Origin of the sequence: Snodgrassella sp. (genome assembly GCF_024103505.1) — a bacterium.
In the GTDB taxonomy this organism is placed as follows: domain Bacteria; phylum Pseudomonadota; class Gammaproteobacteria; order Burkholderiales; family Neisseriaceae; genus Snodgrassella; species Snodgrassella communis.
In genome coordinates this window covers 568,767-590,249 of record NZ_JAGGIJ010000001.1, presented here as the reverse complement: position 1 = coordinate 590,249, position 21,483 = coordinate 568,767, and the positions used below count along the sequence as shown (strand labels likewise).

Sequence of the window (21,483 nt, the reverse complement as noted above, 5' to 3'; positions counted from 1 at the left end):
CAATTAAGGTTTAGGATTCCATTGTCCTTGTTCGATGCCTTGAACCAGATTGTTAACAGCCTCACGAATGGCTAAATCCAGTACTTTGCCATTTAATGTGCCATCATAACTGGCATAGCCACCTGTGCCGAGTATTTCTCGGGTAGAAAGTTTGTATTCTCCGGCACCCTGACTGGAATAAACGATTTCTGATGTTTTGACGTCGACAATATTCAAGGTGACTTTGGCATAGGCAACTTGTGTTTTACCCTGTCCGAGTAAGCCAAATAGTTGTTGATCGCCAACATTTTTTCGACCGAATTCAGTTATGTCTCCGGTAACGATGTAGCGTGCGCCTTTGAGGGTTTGTTGTATGCTATTGAAGTTGGCTTCTGTGCGAATCTCATCCATATTGGTGCGATCCAGTACGGTAAAGCGACCGGTTTGTTGTAAGTCGGTCATGAGAATGGTTTTTGCCTGACTGGTTAACTGGGTAGCACTGTTACTGAAGATTCCGCCACCAAGGTTACCACGGGTGTCGAATTTGCCTACTGCAAGTGGTGCTTTGATGCCATGATATGTTTGCTGGTAGGTGGCTACTTTTGGGGTGTTAATTATCTGTGAACTTTCTGTGGCACATGCACTTAACAAGCAGGCACAGAGTAGAGAAAAATAGAGTTTTTTCATGTTTTTGATATTGTCTGATTAATGTCAATAAAGTATATAATTGCTATTGATTTATGTCAAAATAATGTTTTAATTAAATAATTTTGCAGTTGAATGAATTAAATTTAAAACTGTTCTGAATTATTGAGATAGCGCCATTGCCCGGGAGGCAATGCACCCAGTTTGATTTTGCCCATGCGCACCCGTTTCAGGCCGGTAACGCGCAGACCGACCAGCTCACACATGCGCCGGATCTGGCGTTTTTTACCCTGCTTGAGAATAAAGCGCAGCTGATCCTGATTTTGCCAGCTGACTTTGGCTGGCCGCAGCTTTTCTCCATCCAGACTTAAGCCATGATTGAGTAGCGCCAGACCGTTGTCGCTAAGACGGCCGCTGACGCGTACCAGATATTCTTTTTCTATGCTGCTGTTTTCACCGATAAGCTGTTTGGCAATGCGCCCGTCCTGTGTAAGTACCAGTAAGCCTACTGAATCTATGTCCAGACGGCCAGCTGGAGCCAGATGGCGGGTATGGGCTGTCTGAAACTGAATACGGCTTTTGTCTTCCTGCCAGTGATTGGCTTCGGTAATCAGTTCGACGGCGGCACGGTAGCCTTTTTCTGGCTGCGCGCTGACGTAGCCAACTGGTTTGTTTAATAGAATGGTAACGCGTTCGGCCTGCTGGCGATGTGCCTGCCGGTCAAGGTCAATGCGGTCGGAATCGACAACTTTCTGCCCCAGTACCGCGGTAACGCCATTCACTTTTACCCAGCCCTGCTCGATGTAGCTATCAGCTTCGCGGCGCGAGCATAAGCCCAGTTGTGCCATGCGCTTGGACAGGCGTTGTGGTTCATTTTGGTCTATGGTTGTCATGCTTTGTGCTCTTTCTGTCGATTTGAACCGGCTACCATGTCCAGCAGAAACAGGCGGCAATCTAGGTTACCATTGAAGAGGGGGATTTTGCGTTTTGGGGACAGGCGCATTAGTTTGGGCATATCGCGGTCGGCACTGAACATGCCAATCAGCCAGCCGGCAAAATGCTGTTTCAGCCAGCTACCAAGCTGCGGATATAAAGCGTGTAATAGCTGGATTTCTGAAAGGCGTACGCCATAAGGCGGATTGCTTATCATGATGCCATTGGCACCATTCGGGCGAGTATCCAGTGCATCGCTTACCTGCCATTGAATATACTGGTCTACTTCGGCGTAGCGGGCATTGTTTTGTGCCAATTTGATGAGTTTACCATCTATGTCGGCGCCGAAAATCGGTGCCTGAGGCTGGCTTTTGGCGGCTAGCGCGGTTCGGCGCAGTTGCTGCCATAAGGCATCATTATAATTGTGCAGATTTTCAAAGCCAAAGGTGCGCTCTAGTCCGGGGGCAGTATTGGTGGCTATCAGTGCTGCTTCTATGGCGAGGGTGCCACTACCGCAGAATGGATCCATAAATGGCTGGCTGCCATTATAGCCAGCCAGTAATAACAGGCCGGCCGCCAGATTTTCGCGTAATGGTGCTTCGCCGGTATCGCTGCGATAGCCGCGTTTGAATAAGGCTTCGCCACTACTATCCAGATAGATGGATAGTTCATTTTTTTCGATGAAGACATGAATACGGACATCCGGGCGAAATTTTTCTACGCTGGGGCGGCTGCCGGTTGTGTCGCGAAATACATCGCAAAGTGCATCTTTTACTTTGAGTGCGGCAAAGTTGAGGCTGTTAATCTGTGCTTGTTTGCCTTCGATGTGAATTTTGAAGTTTTTGTTAACGTCAAACCATTGTGGCCAGTTAATTTTTCTGGCCTGCTGATAAATGTCGTTTTCGTGGCGAAAGTGACCGCTACTCAGGCGAATGAGTACGCGGCTGGCCACGCGGCTGTGCAGATTAATCCGGTAAACGCTGGCTAAATCACCATTAACAGCAACGCCACCATCGTGATTATGAATCTGTTCGCAGCCCAGTGTAACCAGTTCCTGATTTAATGTGGCTTCCAGCCCGCGCGGACAGCTGACGAAAAGAGGATATGAATTCATGTAATACTTTAATTAAGGAGGAAAGGACATGCTAAACTTGTTTATGCATGTGTGAATAGTATGATTGTAATATTGAAGTTCGGCATTGACCATTGTTTATGCTTTTCAGCACGCAAATTTGGGTGATTATGTGTGAAACTGCACTGTTTAAATCAGTATATTTTATGGTTTATAAGAATTGATTAAGGAGAATACTATGTTTATTTTTAAGTTAACCTATCGGCAGCCGATAGAAGAAGTAGAGAAATATTTACTTGCTCATATTGCTTATTTGCAAGATCACTATGATGCCGGCCATTTTATTGCATCCGGCCGGCAAGTGCCGCGTGTCGGTGGCGTGATTCTATGTCGCGCCAGCAATAAGGAGGCTGCTGAGGCCATATTGCAGGAAGACCCGTTTTATATTCATCAGATTGCTGAATATGAGGTGATTGAATTTGTGCCAAGTAAATATGTGAATGGTTTTGAAGTGTTTATTTGATTTTATTGCTGGCTAAGCAGATTGGTTTACTGAAACTGGTTTCGGTTTTTGCTGGGAATTTTATATGACGTATGGATTATGTCGAAAATCGGATTAGGAGCTAAGTTAGTTTCAGGAATTTGATATAATGTAGTCATTAAAATAAATATTTGTTTGATTCAGATAAGTAACTGGTATTGGTGATGATGGAAATAAAACAAGAATCTGCTTATGGAGAATTAGATTGATTGCTTTTTATCAGATTAATATTAGTAGTTGTTTTGAATTTTAGCTGTTTAGTAGTCTAAGCTATTAGGGTAATATTCATTTAGTTTAACAATCTGAATATTTTAGTCTTATTTTTTCATCATTTTTATTTTAGTCGTTGGTAAAGTTTAATTACTTCCGGCTCACCATTGGTGCAGCTTTTTCTTAAAAGTTCTCTGGCAATACGCTTATTTTTTTTCACGCCATTTCCATTGGCATACAGTAAGCCCAAATTAAACAGTGCCTCAGCAAGTCCCTGTTTTGCAGCCAGATGAAAGTAACGTGCCGCTTTTATGTAATTCTGTTGCACACCATTTCCCATAGCATAGATAATTCCTAACTCATTTTGTGCGGCCACATATCCTTGTCTGGCAGCAGAATGGAAATAATCCCGTGCTGCTTTAAAATTCTGTTTTACGTTATTACCTTCAGAATATATACATCCCAGCTTAAACTGAGCATCTGCGTTTTTATGCTTGGCAGCCAGCAAATAATAATCAATGGCTTTCAAAAAATCTTTTTTTACACCTAAACCGTTTTCATACATTACACCCAGTTTATACTCGGCAGTCGCATCTTTTTGTGCTGCCGCAAGCGAAAAATATTGATAGGCACTGATATTACTCTGTGTAACGCCATGACCATTGTAATACATCAGCCCTAAATTGTATTGCGCAGCAAGGTTACCCTGTACAGCAGCCTGTTGATAATAGTAAGCGGCTTTAGCTAAATCCTGTACAACACCTTTACCAGAGCGATACATGCATCCTAAACTGAATTGTGCATCAATATTTCCCTGTTTTGCTGCGAGTTTATAGTATTTATATGCTTCTGAGTAATCTTGTGCTATTTCCTCACCATCCTCATACATAGCACCCAGAATAAATTGTGCATTTACGTCTCCCTTTTTTGCTGCCTGTTGGGTATTTAAAAATTTATCTGATTTTTTTACTTCTGTATTCTCATTACTCATTTTTTGCAGTATTGGTTTAAATTTTTTCCATTATATTGTATCTGGAAAGAACAAGTTAAATAAATTATGGATTGTGGTTTCAATAATAAAAATAGTTATCTATTTTTCGGTTGTCATCGTTGCAAATAGTTTTTTAATATTCTTTTATATGCTGAATTCGTGTAAAACAAACGAATCAGGATAACCAAAAATAAAGTGGGTAGGTCAATGATGCCAGTTACAGATAGAATCGAAATCCAGAAATACTACCGAGCTTTACTTGCAAAAGACCCAAGCTATGTCGGTATCTTTTACGTTGGTGTTAAAACTACTTCAATATTTTGTATAGCTACATGCAGAGCGAAAAAGCCAAAATTTGAAAATACAGAATTTTTTCGAACGGTTAAAGATGCTCTCGATGCTGGCTACAGACCCTGTAAAATCTGCCGGCCAACAGAGAATGCTAATGAAGCACCCAAACAGGTGATTGATGCGATAAGAATCAGTACTGAAAATCCAAAGATAAGAATATCTGACGCGCTGTTAAGAGAGCATCAAATCAGCCCGGAAATTGTTCGCCGCTGGTTTAAAAAAAATTATGGTATTACCTTTCAGGCTTATCAAAGAATGTACCGAATTAATCAGGCTTATCAGGAATTGAAAACGGGCAAAACAATAATGGATACGGCTTTTGATAACGGATATGAGTCATTGAGTGGCTTTGCTTATACCTACAAAAAGATTGTCAAAAAAGCACCATCTAACTATTCAAATGACAATCTTATTCTGATCAATCGTTTAACCACGCCCATTGGTCCTATGTTCATATGCGCAACAGAGCAGGGTATATGCTTATTGGAATTTGTTGACCGTCGTATGCTGGAAACAGAGTTCAGGCAGTTACAAAATCTGCTTAATGGCGTAATTATCTTTGGTGAAAATAATCATATTCTACAGACCAGGCTTGAAATGGATGAATACTTTCAGGGTAAAAGGACAAACTTTACTGTTCAATTGCATACACCCGGAACGCATTTTCAGCAGGCTGTCTGGGATTGTTTGAAAACAATACCTTATGGCGAAGTCACTACTTACAAACAACAGGCAGAAAAGCTGAATAATTCTAAAGCAGTTAGGGCTGTTGCTCGTGCCAATGGCTTTAATCGTGTCGCCATCATTATTCCATGCCACAGAGTAATCGGTTCTAATGGCCAGTTAACTGGCTATGGTGGTGGATTGGCACGCAAACAATGGCTGATTAATCATGAGAAAATAATTATCAATCATAGATGTTAAGTACAAAAGAGCAGTTTGTTTGGATTTTGTTATAGTGTAAATGTGCAGTTTTATTTGCGTTTAAGCATATTGCAGAATTTTGGCTTAGCTTAATGTGGTTTTATTTGGCTGGTTTGGATGGTTAAGCTGAAATAGGGCAAACTTGGGTCTGATAGGCAATAAAAATTTACCGGCGGTGAAGTCTTAATTTAATTGATTCAGCAATAGCTATTGCTGGTTGGATTTTTTTATAAATGGAATATTCAGCGCAGTATAACTGTCTTTATTTGTTTCATAATTATTTGTTCTTAAATAATGAAAATGGTAAAGTTACTACGTTTTTTCGTAATTATAATGGGTTTGAAAAGATTTTAGCTTTGGCAATTGTGTTGATTAATTCTAATATTAATTAAGCTAATTATCATGGTTAACTATATATGTTGGTATGGTTTTTAATATTATCTATAGATAATTTATTTGTATTGAAGGGGGTAATTGATGAAAGAAAAGTTAATTCAATTTATGCTGACCTTGTCAAGATATATTCCTTTTTTGCAACTTTCTAATGAAAAACGCTCAGTAAAACAAAATATTTTTGAGACTAAGGAGGAAGATGCTTTAGAAGAAAAAGAACATGGTTGTAGTGAGTTAGAGTATGCTGAAATACAGGCACAACGGGGTGATGCAGATTCTCAGTTTCGTTTAGGTATCATTTTTTACGCAGGTGAAGAGGTATCTCAGGATTGTAAGAAAGCTGCCAGATATTTCAGTATGGCAGCCAGACAGGGAAATGTTAATGCACAATTTGCGCTGGGCGTTATGTATCAAAATGGCGATGGTGTGCAACAGGACTATGTTAAAGCAAAGGATTTTTTTATTCAGGCAGCTAAGCAGGGCAATGCTTCGGCTCAATGTAGTCTTGGGTTGTTGTACAAGAATGGCAATGGGGTAAAGCAAGATTATTTTGAAGCGCTAAAATATTTTCAGCTAGCGGTTGCCCAGAATGAAGCTAAAGCCCAGTATTCTTTAGGATTGATGTATTACATGGGTGAAGGTGTAAAACAAGACTATATAAAAGCTTTTAATTATTTTCAGTTGGCAGCTGAGCAGGGTGAAATTACTTCTCAATATATTTTAGGGATGATGTTCTATCAGGGTGAAGGAATAGAACAAAGTTATGATAAAGCAATGCATTATTATTACCTTGCTGCTGAACAGGGAAATGCTGATGCGCAATATCAATTAGGACTAATCTACCATAATGGTACAGGCACAGCACAGGATTTTGCTCAGGCAATAAAATATTATCAGCTAGCAGCTAATCAGGGATGTAGTGATGCTTTAACTAATCTGGGGCTTATATACAGTGATGGATTAGGAGTAAAGCAGGATTATGAACAGGCTGCAAAATATTTTCATCTTGCTGCTGCACAAGGTAATGTAACCGCACAGTTTAATCTCGGGGTATATTATAGATATGGCTATGGTATAAAACAGAATTATAAAAAAGCTCTGCGTTACTATCAGTTAGCGGCCGAACAGGGCAATATTATTGCACAATATAATCTTGGTGTTATTTATGAAAATGGTTTGATTACGCAACAGGATTATGCTAAAGCTGTGAAATATTATCAATTGGCAGCCAAACAGGGCTATTCATATGCCATTTATAATTTAGGACTGATGTTATATAACGGTAAGGGCATTAAACAGGATTATCAGAAGGCATTCCAGTGTTTTCATCAGGCTGCTGAAGATGGGCTGGCCACTGCATTATATAATCTTGGACTAATGTATTTCGAAGGCTCAGCAAGCAAACAGAATTATGAAAAGGCTGCTGAGTATTTTCAATTAGCGGCTGATCAGGGAGAGGCTGCGGCTCAAGCTAATTTGGGATATTTGTATGACACTGGGAAAGGTGTAAGACAGGATTATATTAAGGCACATGAATACTATTTGCTGGCAGCTGATCAGGGAGATAGTTCTGCCCAATATAATTTAGGTAATATGTATGAAAATGGCAATGGGGTAGTACAGGACTATGCAAAAGCCGTTGAATATTACCAGCTGGCTGCAAAGCAGGAGGATGCTAATGCCCAATTTACTTTAGGGGTAATGTATTTAAATGGTACTGGTGTAAAGCCAAATAGGCGTATCGCCATGGAGTTGCTCAAGAAAAGCTGTGAAAATGGTAATCAGGATGCTTGCCAGATATGTGAGTAGTTGAAATAAAGAATAGTATTATTCTTTATATCAGATATTAGTTTTTATTCTGTATTGTAAGTAATTTGATAGAAAATAACGTTGATATTATCTGGAATGGATATGGAGTAAATCTGGTTTTGCAAAATTTGTTGCTTGTTTTATGGCCATCGTCACCAATATTAGCTTTTTATCTGCGGCTGTCAGATATCTTTGCTATCAATTTGGTTATTTCTAGATTAATCCGTTATGAATGAACAAGTCACACTCATGCCTGAATTTGCTCCCCGTTTAGTCAAATGGCAGCGGCAGCATGGCCGGCATGGTTTGCCGTGGCAGACGCGTGAGCCGTATCTGGTGTGGCTGTCGGAAATTATGTTGCAGCAAACACAGGTTGCGACAGTGTTGGATTATTATCCGCGGTTTGTGGCTGCTTTTCCAAACGTGCAGGCGCTGGCTGCTGCCGATGAAGATGAGGTAATGGGCTTGTGGCAGGGGCTGGGCTATTACAGCCGTGCGCGCAATCTGCATAAGGCGGCTAAACAGGTGGTATCTGAATTTGCCGGCAAATTTCCGCGTAGCCGGATTGAATTACAAACGTTGTGCGGGGTAGGGCGCAGTACGGCAGCGGCAATTGCGGCATTCTGTTTTGATGCACGTGAGACGATTCTGGATGGCAATGTGAAGCGGGTGTTGTGCCGGTTGTTGGCGCTGGATGGTGATATTGCCAATAAAAAATTTGAAGAGAAGCTCTGGTGTATTGCTGATGCTTTGCTGCCGCAGGATGCTGCTGATATGCCAGCCTATATTCAGGGTTTGATGGATATGGGCGCTACGGTATGCAAGAGCAGTAAGCCGATATGTTCTGTATGTCCGATGAATGATATTTGTCTGGCGCGGGCACAAAACCGTATCACTGAATTACCGCGCAAGAAAACAGCGGTAATGGTAAAAGATCTGTCGCTGTTCTGGCTGGTATTGCGTAATCGTGATGGTGCTGTGTTTTTACACAAGCGTCCAGCCAAAGGGATTTGGGGCGGTTTGTGGTGTGTGCCCTGTGTGGACAGTCTGGCTGCTTTGTATAAGCTGGCAACACATTTTGGCCTGACTGCTGAAGATTTGAGCGAAGGCGCTGAAATCAGTCACCGTTTAACTCACCGCCAGTTATGTATTGTGCCATTTGCAGCGCAGATTGGTGGGCAACCGATAAAATCTAATGAGGTAATGGGAGAATGGGTGCTGCCGGATAATCTGGCTGCTTATGGTATTCCTAAACCTTTACATGATTATCTGTATGCTGTGCAAAGCAGTCTGTTTTAATTACAATTGTATTTTAATTTATTGGCATAATTATAACTTATGCTTGCTGAATAAGCTTATTTTTAATTTTGTCTGATTAATGTGAATAAATGGCAGTGAATATTGTTTTTTACTCTATCTAGGGTAAATTTAATTGACGCTAGCATCATTGTCACGTATAAACGCTATCTTGCTGAAATATGGCTGTCTTTTTGCTATTTTGCCAGTTGAATAAAGGCTGAGGATAGTGATTTCAGTATAGGTGAGCTGAATGTTATGCATTGAGCTTCGGACTATTTAACCGGGAATAAAACAATGGAAGAAGATTCGAGTCGACCGTTTATTTTATTGATAACACAACTGCAACAAGGCCGTTGATGTTTCCGGGTTAACAGTATCTGCCGACCGGGAAACAGCATGGTCGGTGAGGTACTGTCTATGAAAAAATTAAAAAAAATCATTTCTCAATCAGTGGTAATCAAGGCTGTGCAGGAATCACGCAATAGTCTTGACGGGACACTGTCTAATTTGCATACCAGTTTAAGTGGTTTGACCGAGCACGATGTTAAGGAACGGCTGGCTAGTTTTGGCAGCAATGATGTGGTGCACGATAAAGCACCTTCTGCGTGGCTGCAATTGTTGCTGGCGTTTAAAAATCCTTTTATTTTTGTGTTGCTGGCGCTGGCCTTGGTAAGCTTTTTTACTGATTATCTGATTCCTTTGCACAATGGTGAAGAAACCAGTTTGAGTGGAATCAGTATTATTGTGGTGATGGTTCTGCTTAGTGGTTTGCTCAGCTTCTGGCAGGAATATCGTTCTAATAAGGCCGCTCAGGCGCTGAAATCGATGATTAGCACTACTGCTACGGTATTGCGTCGCAGTCATCAGGATATTAGTGCTGTACAGCTTGAGGTACCGATTAAGGAAGTGGTACCGGGCGATATTATTTTGCTATCTGCCGGCGATATGGTTCCGGCTGATGTGCGCCTGATTGAATCTCGCGATTTGTTTATCAGTCAGGCGGTACTTACCGGTGAATCCATTCCGGTAGAAAAATCAGATACTATTGGTGTAAATGCAAACGCAGCCGCTCAACAGCCGCAACCATTATCTGCCAATCCGCTGGATGCTGAAAATATCTGCTTTATGGGTACCAATATTGTCAGTGGTACGGCTAAAGCAGTGGTGGTGGCTACAGGCGGAGATACTTATTTTGGTTCGCTGGCCAAATCAATTGTCGGTACACGCAGCCAGACTGCTTTTGACCGTGGTGTGAACAGTGTCAGCCATTTGCTGATTCGCTTTATGCTGATTCTGGTGCCGGTAGTGCTGCTGATTAATGGCTTTACTAAGGGGGACTGGGGTGATGCGGCCTTGTTTGCTCTGGCTGTAGCGGTAGGGCTGACGCCGGAAATGCTGCCGATGATTGTAAGTGCCAATCTGGCCAAGGGTGCAATGGCAATGGCGCGGCGTAAGGTGGTGGTAAAACGCCTGAGCGCTATCCAGAATTTCGGTTCTATGGATGTGTTGTGTACCGATAAAACCGGCACATTGACGCAGGATAAGATTATTCTGGAGCACTACACTGATATCAATGGCAATAATGATAATGAAGTTTTGCAGCTGGCATGGCTGAACAGTTCTTATCAGAGTGGCATGAAAAATCTGATGGACAAGGCGATTGTGCGCTTTGCTCAGGAACCGGAAAACAGTGCGGTTATCAATGAGGGTGGTTATCGTAAGATAGATGAGCTGCCGTTTGATTTTGTACGCCGGCGTTTATCTGTTGTGCTGCGGGATGAGGAACAGCGCCATGTGCTGATTTGCAAAGGTGCGGTTGAAGAAATGCTGTCAATTTCCAGCTGTGTGTATGAACAGGGACAATATCTGCCGCTGGATACAGCACGGCGTGAACAGTTGTTGGCGCTGGCTGAAAGTTACAATAAGGAAGGTTTCCGCGTACTGGCGATTGGTAAAAAGTATATTGCTCCGGAAGCACAGAAAGCACAGTATGCAGTGGCAGATGAAACGGAGCTGACTTTGTTTGGCTTTCTGACTTTCCTTGATCCTCCAAAAGACAGTGCAGCTCAGGCCATTGCTGCTTTAAGTGAAAATGGTGTGGCTGTGAAAGTGCTGACCGGTGACAATGCGATTGTAACGCGCAAAATCTGTCATGAAGTAGGTATTGAAGCCGGACAGCCTTTGCTAGGCAATGATATCGAAGGGTTGAGTGATGAGGCGCTGAAACCATTACTAAAACAGCACACTGTATTTGCCAAGTTAACACCGTTGCAGAAATCACGCATTATTCGCCTGTTGCAGGAAAACGGGCATACAGTGGGTTTTCTGGGTGATGGTATTAATGATGCGCCCGCTTTACGCGATGCTGATGTCGGTATTTCTGTGGATACGGCCACTGATATTGCTAAGGAATCCGCCGATATTATTTTGCTGGAAAAAAGTCTGATGGTGCTGGAAGAGGGCGTGATTAAAGGACGCGAAACTTTTGGTAATATCATTAAATATCTGAATATGACGGCCAGCTCTAATTTTGGCAATGTATTTTCAGTATTGTTTGCCAGTGCCTTTTTGCCATTTTTGCCTATGTTGGCAATTCAGTTGCTGATTCAGAATCTGTTATATGATTTTTCTCAGCTGTCGCTGCCGTGGGACAAAATGGATGAGGAATTTTTGCGTAAACCACGCAAATGGGATGTTTCCAATATTAGCCGTTTTATGTTGTTTATCGGCCCGATTTCCTCAATTTTTGATATCAGCACTTTTGCACTGATGTGGTTTGTATTCCATGCCAATGCGCCAGAAGTACAGAATCTGTTTCATTCCGGCTGGTTTGTGGAAGGATTGCTGTCACAAACGCTGGTGGTGCATATGTTGCGTACGCGCAAAATTCCGTTTGTGCAAAGCACTGCTTCATTGCCGGTATTGCTGATGACAGGGTTGATTATGGCAATTGGAATTTGTATTCCGTTTTCACCGATAAGCAACTGGATTGGCCTGACTGCACTACCATGGCAATATTTCCCGTGGCTGGTACTCACACTGGGCTGCTACTGCGTTGTTACTCAGATAGTGAAACGCTGGTATATTCGCCGCTTCGGACAATGGTTTTAGGTGTTAATTAGTATAAGAGCGAGTTAACTACTCGCTCTTTTTTGTTGCTAATCATCGGGCTAATATCTGGTAAATTGTATTACATTTGGCTAGTTTTACTTTGCGGGTTTGATAAATACTAAATTTTCTATATTCAGATAAATTATCAGTAAAAAGACGGAGGCAAAATGGCATTTAATGTAACTGATAAAGCAGCGTTATTAACGGTAAAAGGGGGTAGAGAAAAGGTGATTTTGCGTCTGGAGCAAATGGGCATTGATTCGTTGGCGAAACTGGCACAGGCAAATTTGCAGGATATTTCTGAGTGGGCAGCCAGTTTGGTTGGCAGAAGTTGCAAGAAAAATAGCCCTTAAGCCAGCTGCCATCAGTATGGCGGTAGATTTTGCTAGCCGAAATATTGAAAATCCATCCTGAAAATTGATAAGTTAATCAGAATAAGTGATTTTGGCTACTCATGACTAATGTGCTGGCAGAGGTGCCCAAATATGCAGATTTAGTATGACGAAATATTGATATATTTTACATGCTGGTGAAAAGATGAAAAGAGTTAATTGATACAACTATAATTAATGGCAATTGATTATTATGGTAATAAAGCGGTGCATGATTTTGTTAAATAACGCTATAATGTGAATCACTTTTATCTTGGCCATGTTTATTAAATTGCTCAGATGAAAATAACTTTTAGCGCGCTCTTTCACGAACAGCTTATTGGTGTTGAAAAACCTAAGACTGAGAACAGATATGGATGAATTAATCAAAGAAGCAGCATTACATTTTCACGAAGAACCCCGTCCCGGTAAAATTCAGGTTACGCCGACCAAGCCTCTGGCTACTCAATATGATTTGTCACTGGCTTATTCGCCGGGTGTGGCTGCACCATGTATGGAGATTCACCGTGATCCTTTGAATGCATACAAATATACAGCACGTGGTAATCTGGTGGCTGTGATTTCAAACGGTACGGCGGTATTGGGGCTGGGCAATATAGGTGCACTGGCCGGTAAGCCGGTAATGGAAGGTAAGGGTGTACTGTTTAAGAAATTCGGCGGTATTGATGTATTCGATATCGAGGTGAATGAAACTGATCCAGACAAGCTGGTAGATATTATTGCTTCTCTGGAGCCGACATTTGGCGGTATTAATCTAGAAGACATTAAAGCACCTGAATGTTTTTATATTGAGAAGAAGCTGCGCGAACGCTGCAATATTCCAGTATTTCATGATGACCAGCATGGTACGGCTATTATCACTGCCGCTGCGATTAAAAATGGTCTTGAGGTTGTCGGCAAAGACATCAGTCAGGTTAAATTGGTATGTTCTGGCGCAGGCGCAGCGGCTATTGCCTGTCTGGAGCTGCTGGTTGCGCTGGGCATGAAGCGTGAAAATATCACTGTGTGCGATTCGAAAGGTGTGATTTATCAGAATCGTGAAGAAAACATGGTGGAATCGAAAAAACTGTTTGCCATTGCGGATAATGGCCAGCGTAATCTTGCTGATGCTGTTCATGGCAAAGATATTTTCCTGGGCTTGTCTGGTCCGAATGTATTGAGTGTGGATATGCTCAAAACTATGGCCAAAGATCCGATTATTCTGGCTATGGCCAATCCAACACCGGAAATCTGGCCGCCGGAAGCCAAGGCTGCCCGACCAGATGCTGTAATCGGTACCGGCCGTTCTGATTTTCCGAATCAGGTAAATAATGTATTGTGCTTCCCGTTTATTTTCCGTGGTGCGCTGGATGTAGGTGCCACTACTATTAATGAGCAGATGAAGCTGGCTTGTGTGCATGCCATTGCAGAACTGGCTAAGGCCGAGCTGAGTGATGAAGTATCGGCTGCTTATGGTAATGCCGAGCTGTCTTTTGGACGTGAGTATCTGATTCCGAAGCCATTTGACCCTCGTCTGATTGCGGTGGTGGCTCCTGCTGTAGCTAAAGCTGCTATGGATTCTGGTGTGGCTACCCGTCCGATTGATGACATGGATGCCTATGTAGAAAAACTGAGTCAGTTTGTCTATAAATCCAGCCTGTTTATGAAGCCGGTATTTTCTGAGGCTAAGAAAGAGCTTAAACGTGTGGTGTTATGTGAAGGTGAAGATGAGCGTGTTCTGCATGCTACTCAGCACATTGTTAACCACAAACTGGCTTTCCCGATTCTTATTGGTCGTCCGGCAGTAATTGAAGCGCGTTCAAAACAACTGGGGCTGACTATACAGCCGGGCAAAGATTTTGAAATTGTTAATAATCAGGATGATCCACGCTTCCGTGAGTACTGGCAGGCTTATTATCAGTTGCGTAAACGCCATGGTGTAACCGAGGAAATGGCACGCCGTCGCATGATCAGTAACTCTACTCTCATTGGTGCTATGCTGGTACGCATGGGCAGTGCGGATGCGCTGCTATGTGGTACAGTAGGCCGCTTCCATGACCATTTCAATATTCTGGAAGAAGTAATTGGCTACAATAATCCTGAGCAGAACGCCTGTGCTATGAATGCCTTGATTATGACTTCAGGTAATATGTTCATTGCTGATACTTATGTTAATCCAGAACCTACTGCCGAACAGATTGCTGCCAATACGCTGATGTGTGTTAATGAAATGAAACGTTTCGGTATTGAGCCTAAAGTTGCTTTGCTGTCTAATTCTAACTTTGGTTCACTGAATCAGCCGAGCAGTAGCAAAATGCAGCAAGCACTGAAATTGATTAAAGCTGCCGACCCTGAGCTGAATGTTGATGGTGAAATGCAGGGTGATCTGGCTCTGGACGAAAAACTGCGCCAGAAACTGATGCCAGACTGCGAGCTCAAAGGTGCTGCTAATCTGCTGGTGATGCCAAATCTTGAGGCTGCCAATATCAGCTACAATCTATTGCGTACCGCTTCTAACGGTGTCACTATTGGCCCGATTCTGATGGGTATGAATGAAGCTGTGCATATTGTTACACCAATGGCTTCTGTACGCCGTATTGTCAATATGGTAGCTTTGGCTGCGGTGGACGCACAGCGTAAATAATCGCTGAGCTTACTATCAATCAAGCAGGCTGTCTGTATGTTCAGACAGCCTGCTTTATCAATTATGGAGACACGCTATGGCTAATGTGCCACCTCAGAGCGCACCCAATTACATTACCCCTGCTGGCCATCAGGCTTTGCAGGACGAACTTTATCAGCTGGTTCATAAGGAGCGTCCGGAAATAGTGAATGTAGTGAACTGGGCTGCCGGTAATGGCGACCGCAGTGAAAATGGTGACTATCAGTATGGTAAGCGCAGATTGCGTGAAATCGACCGCCGGATTCGTTTTTTAACCAAACGTCTCGAAGCTGCGCAGGTGATAGATCCGGAGGCGCGTGAAGCTTGTGATCAGATATTTTTTAGTGCAACTGTAACTATTTTGCGCGCCAATGGTCAGCAACAGACTGTGCGTATTGTGGGTACAGATGAAATTGATACTGGCCGTAATAAAATTTCTTGGGTATCGCCGTTGGCACGAGCTTTGCTGAAAGCTCATGAGGGCGATGAAGTGCGTTTACATGGTCCTGATGGTGTGGAAAACATTGAAATACTAGCAGTAGAGTATATTCGCATTGATTAATAGGCGTAAAATCATGCATAATGTTAAATCAGGTTAGCAATTTGCCATTATTTGGTATTTGTAAATCTGAGCTGTTGTGAAGTTAATTATTAATTGTTACCGCAGTTTGTCCGTACCTGATGATGCTGCCGGATTTTTTATTCTCATTTGCGTTAAAACATGAATCCAAAACTTGAACCGATTTTCAAACAGCTTAATGCGCTGATTCTGGGTAAGCAACAATTATTGATACAGATTGTTACCTGTGTGTTGGCACGCGGACATGTTCTGCTTGAAGATGTGCCCGGCGTAGGCAAAACCACGCTTGCTCACGCGCTGGCCGCAGTATTAGGACTAAATTATCAGCGAGTACAGTTTACCAACGATATGCTGCCTGCTGATTTACTGGGTGTAAGTGTTTTTCAGCCGAAAACAAGTGAATTTATTTTTCATCCGGGGCCTGTTTTTAATTCTTTTTTACTCGCAGATGAGATTAACCGAGCTTCGCCTAAGCTGCAATCGGCTTTACTGGAAGCGATGGAGGAAAGACAGGTATCTGTAGACGGTAAAACCTATGCATTGCCAAACCCGTTTCTGGTTGTGGCTACTCAGAATCCGACTGAACAGCTGGGTACATATCCTTTACCTGAATCGCAGCTGGATCGTTTTATGATGTGTCTGAGTATTGGCTATCCGGCAGAAAAAGAAGAAAAGCAGCTTTATCTTTCAGGCGGGCGTCGCCAGTTTGTGCCGCGGCTTAAGGCTGTTTGCAATGGGGAAATATTGCAACAGTGGCAGGCGGAAGTTGCTAAGGTAAATTTATCGGCAACAGCGGCAGATTATGTTTATCGTCTGGTGGCAGCTACGCGCACTCCGGGTACATTTGCTATTGGTCTGAGTCCGCGCGCCGGACTGGCTGTTGTGCAGGCGGCCAAAGCTCATGCATGGGTGCATGGTCGGGCACATGTGGTGCCGGAAGATGTGAAAGCTGTATGGGTGGCTGTGGCTGCGCATCGTCTGCAAACCTTACAAAGCCAAACCAGAAGCAGTACGCTGCTTACCGAGATGCTAGATTATGTTGCAGTGGTTTGAGGTGCCGGCACCCACGCCTATTGACGGGCATACTGCTTTACAGGTTCGTAATGTGCGGATTAATCTGACGCGCATGGGCTGGGGGCTGGCGATTGCCTGTATTCTGTTATGGATAATGGCAGTTAATTATCAGGTAAATGTGGCCTATGCGTTGGTATTCTGGTTATTGGGCATATTGTTATTTGGTGCGCTTGCTGGTATACGGCAGCTTACTGGTTTGATACTGTCCATTGTGCCGCAGCAGGAATATTTTGCTGGCGAAAATTGTGCGCTGACTTTACATGCCTGTGATGGTTGTAAACGCACGCGCTGGTTGTGGCTGCAAACAGCACAGGAGATAACTGGTACCGCCAGCGACTGGCAGTTATGGACGATTACACCAGAAAACACTGATTTTGTCTGGACATTGCCACCACAACGGCGTGGTGTTCTGCCGCCGCTGATACTGGCAGGAGCCAGCATGGCTCCGTTTGGATTGCTGATGATTAAAACATATTGGGAATTTACTGATGAGATTGTGATTTTTCCCGAACCAATTGAGCACAATATTCCGATGGCAAGAACCAGTAGCGATGAGCATGGTACACAAATCAGTCTGAGTGGTCAGGACCCGGCTTATTTGTTGCCACATCAGAATACCACTTCACCGCGACAAATTGCTTGGAAACATTATGCCAGAACAGGTGATTTACTGGATAAATATTTTGAGCAGGGTAGTACGCAGGTACAGCCATTGCTGATTTCCTATCATGATTATCCACAAGGAACCAGTGTGGAACAAATGGCCAGTATGATGTGTAATCGCGTTCTGGCAGCAGATGCCAGTGGGGAAAAATATATACTGGAATTACCGCGGCAGCGTTATGAGGCTGCTACTGCACAACGAACACGATGTCTGAATGCTTTGGGTAGATGGTGATGTGGCTCGCTGATCCGGTTTTTTTACGCAAATCTCCCCCAGTACGTACGCAGTTTATTTTATTGCTGATGCTGGCCTGGGTGGCTTTGCCTCTATTATTTGATTTGCCACTGAGCGTGGGTGCGGCATTTGCTGTGTTGTGGATTGTGCGTGCAGCCCTGCTTTTCACCAATATTAAAAAGCTGCCGCTGTGGGCACTGGTACTATTGCTGGTAGCTACTGCTGTGTGGGTATATTTTCGTATTGGCACAATTATAGGCCGCGATGCGAGTGTTGCGTTGCTGATGCTGATGATTGTGCTTAAGGCTTTTGAGGGCGAAACTCTGCGCGACTGGCAGATACTGTTACTGGCACAGCTAATTTTAATGGGTGGCGGTCTGCTGTTTAATCAAAGCATATGGATGGCACCGTGGCTGATTATGGCTTTATTCTGTCTGATTTCTTCGCTGGGCTTATTGGCCGGCATCAAGCCGGCTACCGCTCTGCGTCAGGGTGCGCTGATTCTGGTTCTGTCTTTTCCGCTAACGGTGATTTTGTTTATGGTGGTGCCACGCAAAGCGACACCATTATGGGGTATCCCGCAGCCACAGCAGTCTGCCATAACTGGGTTATCAGATACACTTGACCCTGGTACTATCAGTAATCTGATTCCGAGTAATGCACTGGCGTTTAATGTTACTTTTGATAACAATGTAATTCCCCGCAATGCCGATTTGTACTGGCGTGTGATGGTAATGGGCAACAATCGGGGCGGACAGTGGCATGCTGTGAAGGAACAGTATACTGATGAAGATACTTTGCAGTTGCCAGACAGGGCTGTTTTATCAAAGCGCTCTGATAGTAAGCTGGTAGGCTATCAGCTGATTATTCAGGACGACCATGGCCGTATACCGGCACTGGATCAGCCGTTGCCAGACAGCCAGTCTGATTTACAACGGCGGGTAGGAAATGTGGTGCGGGTGAATAAAAGCCGAGAAGGCTTACGCCGGGTGCATTTATATTCTCAGCTGGTGCCGAATTTACGTCAGCAAATGGATCAGGCGCTGTTGAATTACTATACTCAACTACCGGCCGGACTTAATCCTGAAACCCGACGGCTGGCGCAGCAACTAGCTAAGGAATCTGGCAGCAGTGAGGAATTTATCCGCCATATAATGGCCTATTTTCGTAAAGGCGGTTTTCAATATACGCTCACTCCAAAGCGCAGTCATGAATCTGTGAATAAAACCGACTTTTTTTTATTTAATAGTCAGGAAGGTTTTTGTGAAGATTATGCAGATGCAACGGTGTGGCTGGCGCGAGCGGTAGGTGTGCCGGCACGGATTGTGATTGGCTATCAGGGGGGGGAATATCATCCTGATGGGAAGTTCTGGCAGATTCGCAGTAAGGATGCTCATGCTTGGACTGAAATCTGGATAGCAGAAAAAGGTATATGGCAGCGAGTAGACCCAACTAGTGCTGTTGCATCAGTAAGGGTACAAAACGGGGTAGAAAATGCTTTGCCGGCAGAACAACGAGCCGGTTTGTCTTCGTCTTATCCATTAATACAAAAATATCTGGATAATGGCCAGTTTTACTGGCAGCAATGGGTAGTTAACTATGATACTGGTAGCCAGAATTCACTACTGGACTGGTTTAAGTTGAAAGATATGCCCAGACCTGTATTGTTACTGATAATTGCAATGGTGATTATGCTTACTGCGCTGCCACTGGTAATTTGGTTGCGCAGACAGGGAAATGTGCAGACGCAGCCATTGATCGATGGTATCAATCTGCTCAAGCAAGCTGTTATAGAAGGCGAAGCATCGGAGTTATCTGCCATTGGACCGCTGGAGCTACAGGCTATTCTGGCTGAGCATGGTTTACTTAATGATAATCTGGCTGCTTTACTGGCTCAGTATATAGAATGGCAGTATGGCGCTGAAGGTATGCCGAACAGGCGGGTTCAACGTGCATGGTATCGGAAAATGAAGCAAGCTGTTCGGCATTTGTAACAACCAATAATGCTGCCATATTTTATCTGGCCATAATCTGGCTGAATCTGCTGTACTTAGATATTAATCATACCAGACGAAAACTACCCAGCTATTGAAGTTGTTTCAATCGCAGGGTAGTTTATTACAGCATTGAATGACCATATTAATTTTAGTGCCAGAAGTTTTCCCGTATTGCCGCAAATGTCTGGCTATTCGGAATCACTAATGACAGCTAACTTTTATTCATGTGGAATAGAAGTTAGAAAATAACAATACTTTAAATTATTTTAATTGAAAAGGATTAATTAGTATGAATAATTAACTATCTGATTCTAATATTTATTAATTTTAAATAAGGTGTTGTTAAAAATACAATAGTGGTCTTTTTTCAAGTTGAGGCTAATTGCTAACTGTTAGGCAGAGGAATAATTCAGAATTGCTTGCATGTCTTTTATCTGAAATTATTTATTTTATGCAGCAATATTTATATAGATAAAATTTTGTATTTAAAGTGTTTTTTTTGAATGATCTTGAAAATGGCTCTGATGTATATTTTTACTAGTTTGAATGTTTCGTTTGTCTTATTTGCTTTCAATAAATAATGTTTAATAATCAAAGTTGTAATTTTATTAATATTTTAATAAAATTACTTGTCAATTCTTAGGTTGTTGTATTTAATTTATTGGTTCTATTATTAATGTCATTAATAACTTTTTAGGCTTCATGATGACATTTAATCGGTTACATAAAAATTCTTATCCTTTAATACTATGCAATGTTTGGGATGTAAATAGTGCGAAGATAGCTGAAAAACTAGGTTTTCAGGCTATTGGCACCTCTAGTGCAGCAATTGCGTCTATGCTTGGCTACGACGATGGAGAGAAAATACAATTTGAAGAGTTGTGCTATGTGATACAAAAAATTGCAGGCAATACATTTTTACCCCTTTCAGTTGATATGGAAGCAGGGTATGGCAGAACTTCGGCAGAAATAGTCAATAATATTAAGAAGCTTGCAACTTATGGTATTGCTGGAATTAATCTTGAGGATAGTATTGTGAACGCAGAGCGAATACTAGTTGACGGTAAACGCTTTGCTAATATCCTTTATGAAGTTAAAAACAAGCTTAATGAAGCTGATCTAAATATTTTTCTTAATATCCGAACAGATACTTATGTATTAAATGTTCCGAATAAGCTGGATGAAACCCGAAAACGGATTGAGCTTTATACCAAAGCTGGTGCCGATGGAATTTTTATCCCATGTTTATCGCATGAAGCGGATATTAAATTTTTGGTAGATAAGTCCCTGTTACCTATTAATATTATGGCTATGCCTGATCTACCTAATTTCGAAAAGCTCAAACAATTAGGTGTTAAACGAATCAGCATGGGAGATTGTTTATTTTCTAATATGTCTGCCATACTGAAACATAAACTGAGTAAGGTTATGGACAATCAATCTTTTGCTGATATTTTCAGTGATAGCAAATGCTAATTTGAATATGGCTTAATTTGATATTTAGAATTCCAGTATATCATTGCCAATCTATTTGAAATTAATACTGTTTCGTTTCTTTATATTGATAAATACCAGTGTGAGCCGGCATGTGTGCCAGATTGCTGGTATTGATATGGGCGTTATGCAGCAGTATTTTCAGATTT

Annotated in this window: 16 protein-coding genes; 12 read left to right on the top strand and 4 right to left on the bottom strand. The window is 42.5% G+C overall.

Annotated features, from left to right (window positions below; all coding sequences use genetic code 11):
* Positions 1-3 precede the first annotated feature (3 nt).
* From J6578_RS02570 to J6578_RS02560, 3 genes are all read right to left on the bottom strand, one after another.
* Positions 4-666 carry a CsgG/HfaB family protein gene (locus J6578_RS02570; RefSeq protein ID WP_287953824.1) on the bottom strand — a complete coding sequence of 221 codons (663 nt, stop codon included), beginning with the start codon at positions 664-666 and terminating at the stop codon, positions 4-6.
* A 104-nt stretch (positions 667-770) separates the two neighbouring features.
* Positions 771-1,517 carry a pseudouridine synthase gene (locus J6578_RS02565; protein WP_287953823.1) on the bottom strand — a complete coding sequence of 249 codons (747 nt, stop codon included), beginning with the start codon at positions 1,515-1,517 and terminating at the stop codon, positions 771-773.
* Complete coding sequence (locus J6578_RS02560) at positions 1,514-2,671, bottom strand: THUMP domain-containing class I SAM-dependent RNA methyltransferase (RefSeq protein ID WP_093091382.1); 1,158 nt, start codon at positions 2,669-2,671, stop codon at positions 1,514-1,516. The genes J6578_RS02565 and J6578_RS02560 overlap by 4 nt, the downstream gene beginning before the upstream one ends.
* Before the next feature lie 196 nt (positions 2,672-2,867).
* Here J6578_RS02560 and J6578_RS02555 point away from each other — a divergent pair, with 196 nt between their 5' ends.
* Entirely contained in the window at positions 2,868-3,152 is a 285-nt protein-coding gene (locus J6578_RS02555; RefSeq protein ID WP_093091384.1) for a YciI family protein, read from the top strand.
* A 352-nt stretch (positions 3,153-3,504) separates the two neighbouring features.
* Here J6578_RS02555 and J6578_RS02550 read toward each other — a convergent pair whose 3' ends face one another.
* Positions 3,505-4,371 carry a tetratricopeptide repeat protein gene (locus J6578_RS02550; RefSeq protein WP_287953822.1) on the bottom strand — a complete coding sequence of 289 codons (867 nt, stop codon included), beginning with the start codon at positions 4,369-4,371 and terminating at the stop codon, positions 3,505-3,507.
* Positions 4,372-4,578: 207 nt separating this feature from the next.
* Here J6578_RS02550 and J6578_RS02545 point away from each other — a divergent pair, with 207 nt between their 5' ends.
* The 11 genes from J6578_RS02545 (at position 4,579) to J6578_RS02495 (ending at position 21,316) form a co-directional block, all read left to right on the top strand.
* The gene (locus J6578_RS02545; RefSeq protein WP_287953821.1) at positions 4,579-5,646 is read left to right on the top strand and encodes a bifunctional transcriptional activator/DNA repair enzyme AdaA; all 1,068 of its coding nucleotides are present in this window, start codon (positions 4,579-4,581) and stop codon (positions 5,644-5,646) included.
* Between the two features lie 477 nt (positions 5,647-6,123).
* Entirely contained in the window at positions 6,124-7,848 is a 1,725-nt protein-coding gene (locus J6578_RS02540) for an SEL1-like repeat protein (RefSeq protein WP_287953820.1), read from the top strand.
* Between the two features lie 228 nt (positions 7,849-8,076).
* A complete protein-coding gene (gene mutY, locus J6578_RS02535) occupies positions 8,077-9,147 on the top strand; it encodes an A/G-specific adenine glycosylase (protein WP_287953819.1) in 1,071 nt (356 codons plus the stop codon).
* Positions 9,148-9,564: 417 nt separating this feature from the next.
* A complete protein-coding gene (gene mgtA, locus J6578_RS02530; RefSeq protein WP_287953818.1) occupies positions 9,565-12,258 on the top strand; it encodes a magnesium-translocating P-type ATPase in 2,694 nt (897 codons plus the stop codon).
* Positions 12,259-12,425: 167 nt separating this feature from the next.
* The gene (locus tag J6578_RS02525; protein WP_239424253.1) at positions 12,426-12,611 is read left to right on the top strand and encodes a recombinase RecA; all 186 of its coding nucleotides are present in this window, start codon (positions 12,426-12,428) and stop codon (positions 12,609-12,611) included.
* 391 nt (positions 12,612-13,002) lie between these two features.
* A complete protein-coding gene (locus J6578_RS02520) occupies positions 13,003-15,273 on the top strand; it encodes an NADP-dependent malic enzyme (RefSeq protein WP_287953817.1) in 2,271 nt (756 codons plus the stop codon).
* A 76-nt stretch (positions 15,274-15,349) separates the two neighbouring features.
* Positions 15,350-15,853, top strand: a complete 504-nt coding sequence (greB, locus tag J6578_RS02515) for a transcription elongation factor GreB (protein WP_287953816.1) — start codon at positions 15,350-15,352, stop codon at positions 15,851-15,853.
* 159 nt (positions 15,854-16,012) lie between these two features.
* Positions 16,013-16,924 carry an AAA family ATPase gene (locus J6578_RS02510; protein WP_239424255.1) on the top strand — a complete coding sequence of 304 codons (912 nt, stop codon included), beginning with the start codon at positions 16,013-16,015 and terminating at the stop codon, positions 16,922-16,924.
* Positions 16,908-17,843 carry a DUF58 domain-containing protein gene (locus J6578_RS02505; protein ID WP_239424256.1) on the top strand — a complete coding sequence of 312 codons (936 nt, stop codon included), beginning with the start codon at positions 16,908-16,910 and terminating at the stop codon, positions 17,841-17,843. Before J6578_RS02510 ends, J6578_RS02505 begins: the two co-directional genes overlap by 17 nt.
* Positions 17,837-19,837, top strand: a complete 2,001-nt coding sequence (locus J6578_RS02500; protein WP_287953815.1) for a transglutaminase TgpA family protein — start codon at positions 17,837-17,839, stop codon at positions 19,835-19,837. Before J6578_RS02505 ends, J6578_RS02500 begins: the two co-directional genes overlap by 7 nt.
* A 705-nt stretch (positions 19,838-20,542) precedes the next feature.
* The gene (locus tag J6578_RS02495) at positions 20,543-21,316 is read left to right on the top strand and encodes an isocitrate lyase/PEP mutase family protein (protein ID WP_287953814.1); all 774 of its coding nucleotides are present in this window, start codon (positions 20,543-20,545) and stop codon (positions 21,314-21,316) included.
* The last annotated feature ends 167 nt before the right edge of the window (positions 21,317-21,483 follow it).

What these genes read in the sequence shown, in the direction of transcription:
- J6578_RS02570 (WP_287953824.1), bottom strand. Translation starts at nt 666, where the DNA reads ATGAAAAAACTCTATTTTTCTCTACTCTGTGCCTGCTTGTTAAGTGCA.
- J6578_RS02565 (WP_287953823.1), bottom strand. Translation starts at nt 1,517, where the DNA reads ATGACAACCATAGACCAAAATGAACCACAACGCCTGTCCAAGCGCATG.
- J6578_RS02560 (WP_093091382.1), bottom strand. Translation starts at nt 2,671, where the DNA reads ATGAATTCATATCCTCTTTTCGTCAGCTGTCCGCGCGGGCTGGAAGCC.
- J6578_RS02555 (WP_093091384.1), top strand. Translation starts at nt 2,868, where the DNA reads ATGTTTATTTTTAAGTTAACCTATCGGCAGCCGATAGAAGAAGTAGAG.
- J6578_RS02550 (WP_287953822.1), bottom strand. Translation starts at nt 4,371, where the DNA reads ATGAGTAATGAGAATACAGAAGTAAAAAAATCAGATAAATTTTTAAAT.
- J6578_RS02545 (WP_287953821.1), top strand. Translation starts at nt 4,579, where the DNA reads ATGATGCCAGTTACAGATAGAATCGAAATCCAGAAATACTACCGAGCT.
- J6578_RS02540 (WP_287953820.1), top strand. Translation starts at nt 6,124, where the DNA reads ATGAAAGAAAAGTTAATTCAATTTATGCTGACCTTGTCAAGATATATT.
- mutY (WP_287953819.1), top strand. Translation starts at nt 8,077, where the DNA reads ATGAATGAACAAGTCACACTCATGCCTGAATTTGCTCCCCGTTTAGTC.
- mgtA (WP_287953818.1), top strand. Translation starts at nt 9,565, where the DNA reads ATGAAAAAATTAAAAAAAATCATTTCTCAATCAGTGGTAATCAAGGCT.
- J6578_RS02525 (WP_239424253.1), top strand. Translation starts at nt 12,426, where the DNA reads ATGGCATTTAATGTAACTGATAAAGCAGCGTTATTAACGGTAAAAGGG.
- J6578_RS02520 (WP_287953817.1), top strand. Translation starts at nt 13,003, where the DNA reads ATGGATGAATTAATCAAAGAAGCAGCATTACATTTTCACGAAGAACCC.
- greB (WP_287953816.1), top strand. Translation starts at nt 15,350, where the DNA reads ATGGCTAATGTGCCACCTCAGAGCGCACCCAATTACATTACCCCTGCT.
- J6578_RS02510 (WP_239424255.1), top strand. Translation starts at nt 16,013, where the DNA reads ATGAATCCAAAACTTGAACCGATTTTCAAACAGCTTAATGCGCTGATT.
- J6578_RS02505 (WP_239424256.1), top strand. Translation starts at nt 16,908, where the DNA reads ATGTTGCAGTGGTTTGAGGTGCCGGCACCCACGCCTATTGACGGGCAT.
- J6578_RS02500 (WP_287953815.1), top strand. Translation starts at nt 17,837, where the DNA reads ATGGTGATGTGGCTCGCTGATCCGGTTTTTTTACGCAAATCTCCCCCA.
- J6578_RS02495 (WP_287953814.1), top strand. Translation starts at nt 20,543, where the DNA reads ATGATGACATTTAATCGGTTACATAAAAATTCTTATCCTTTAATACTA.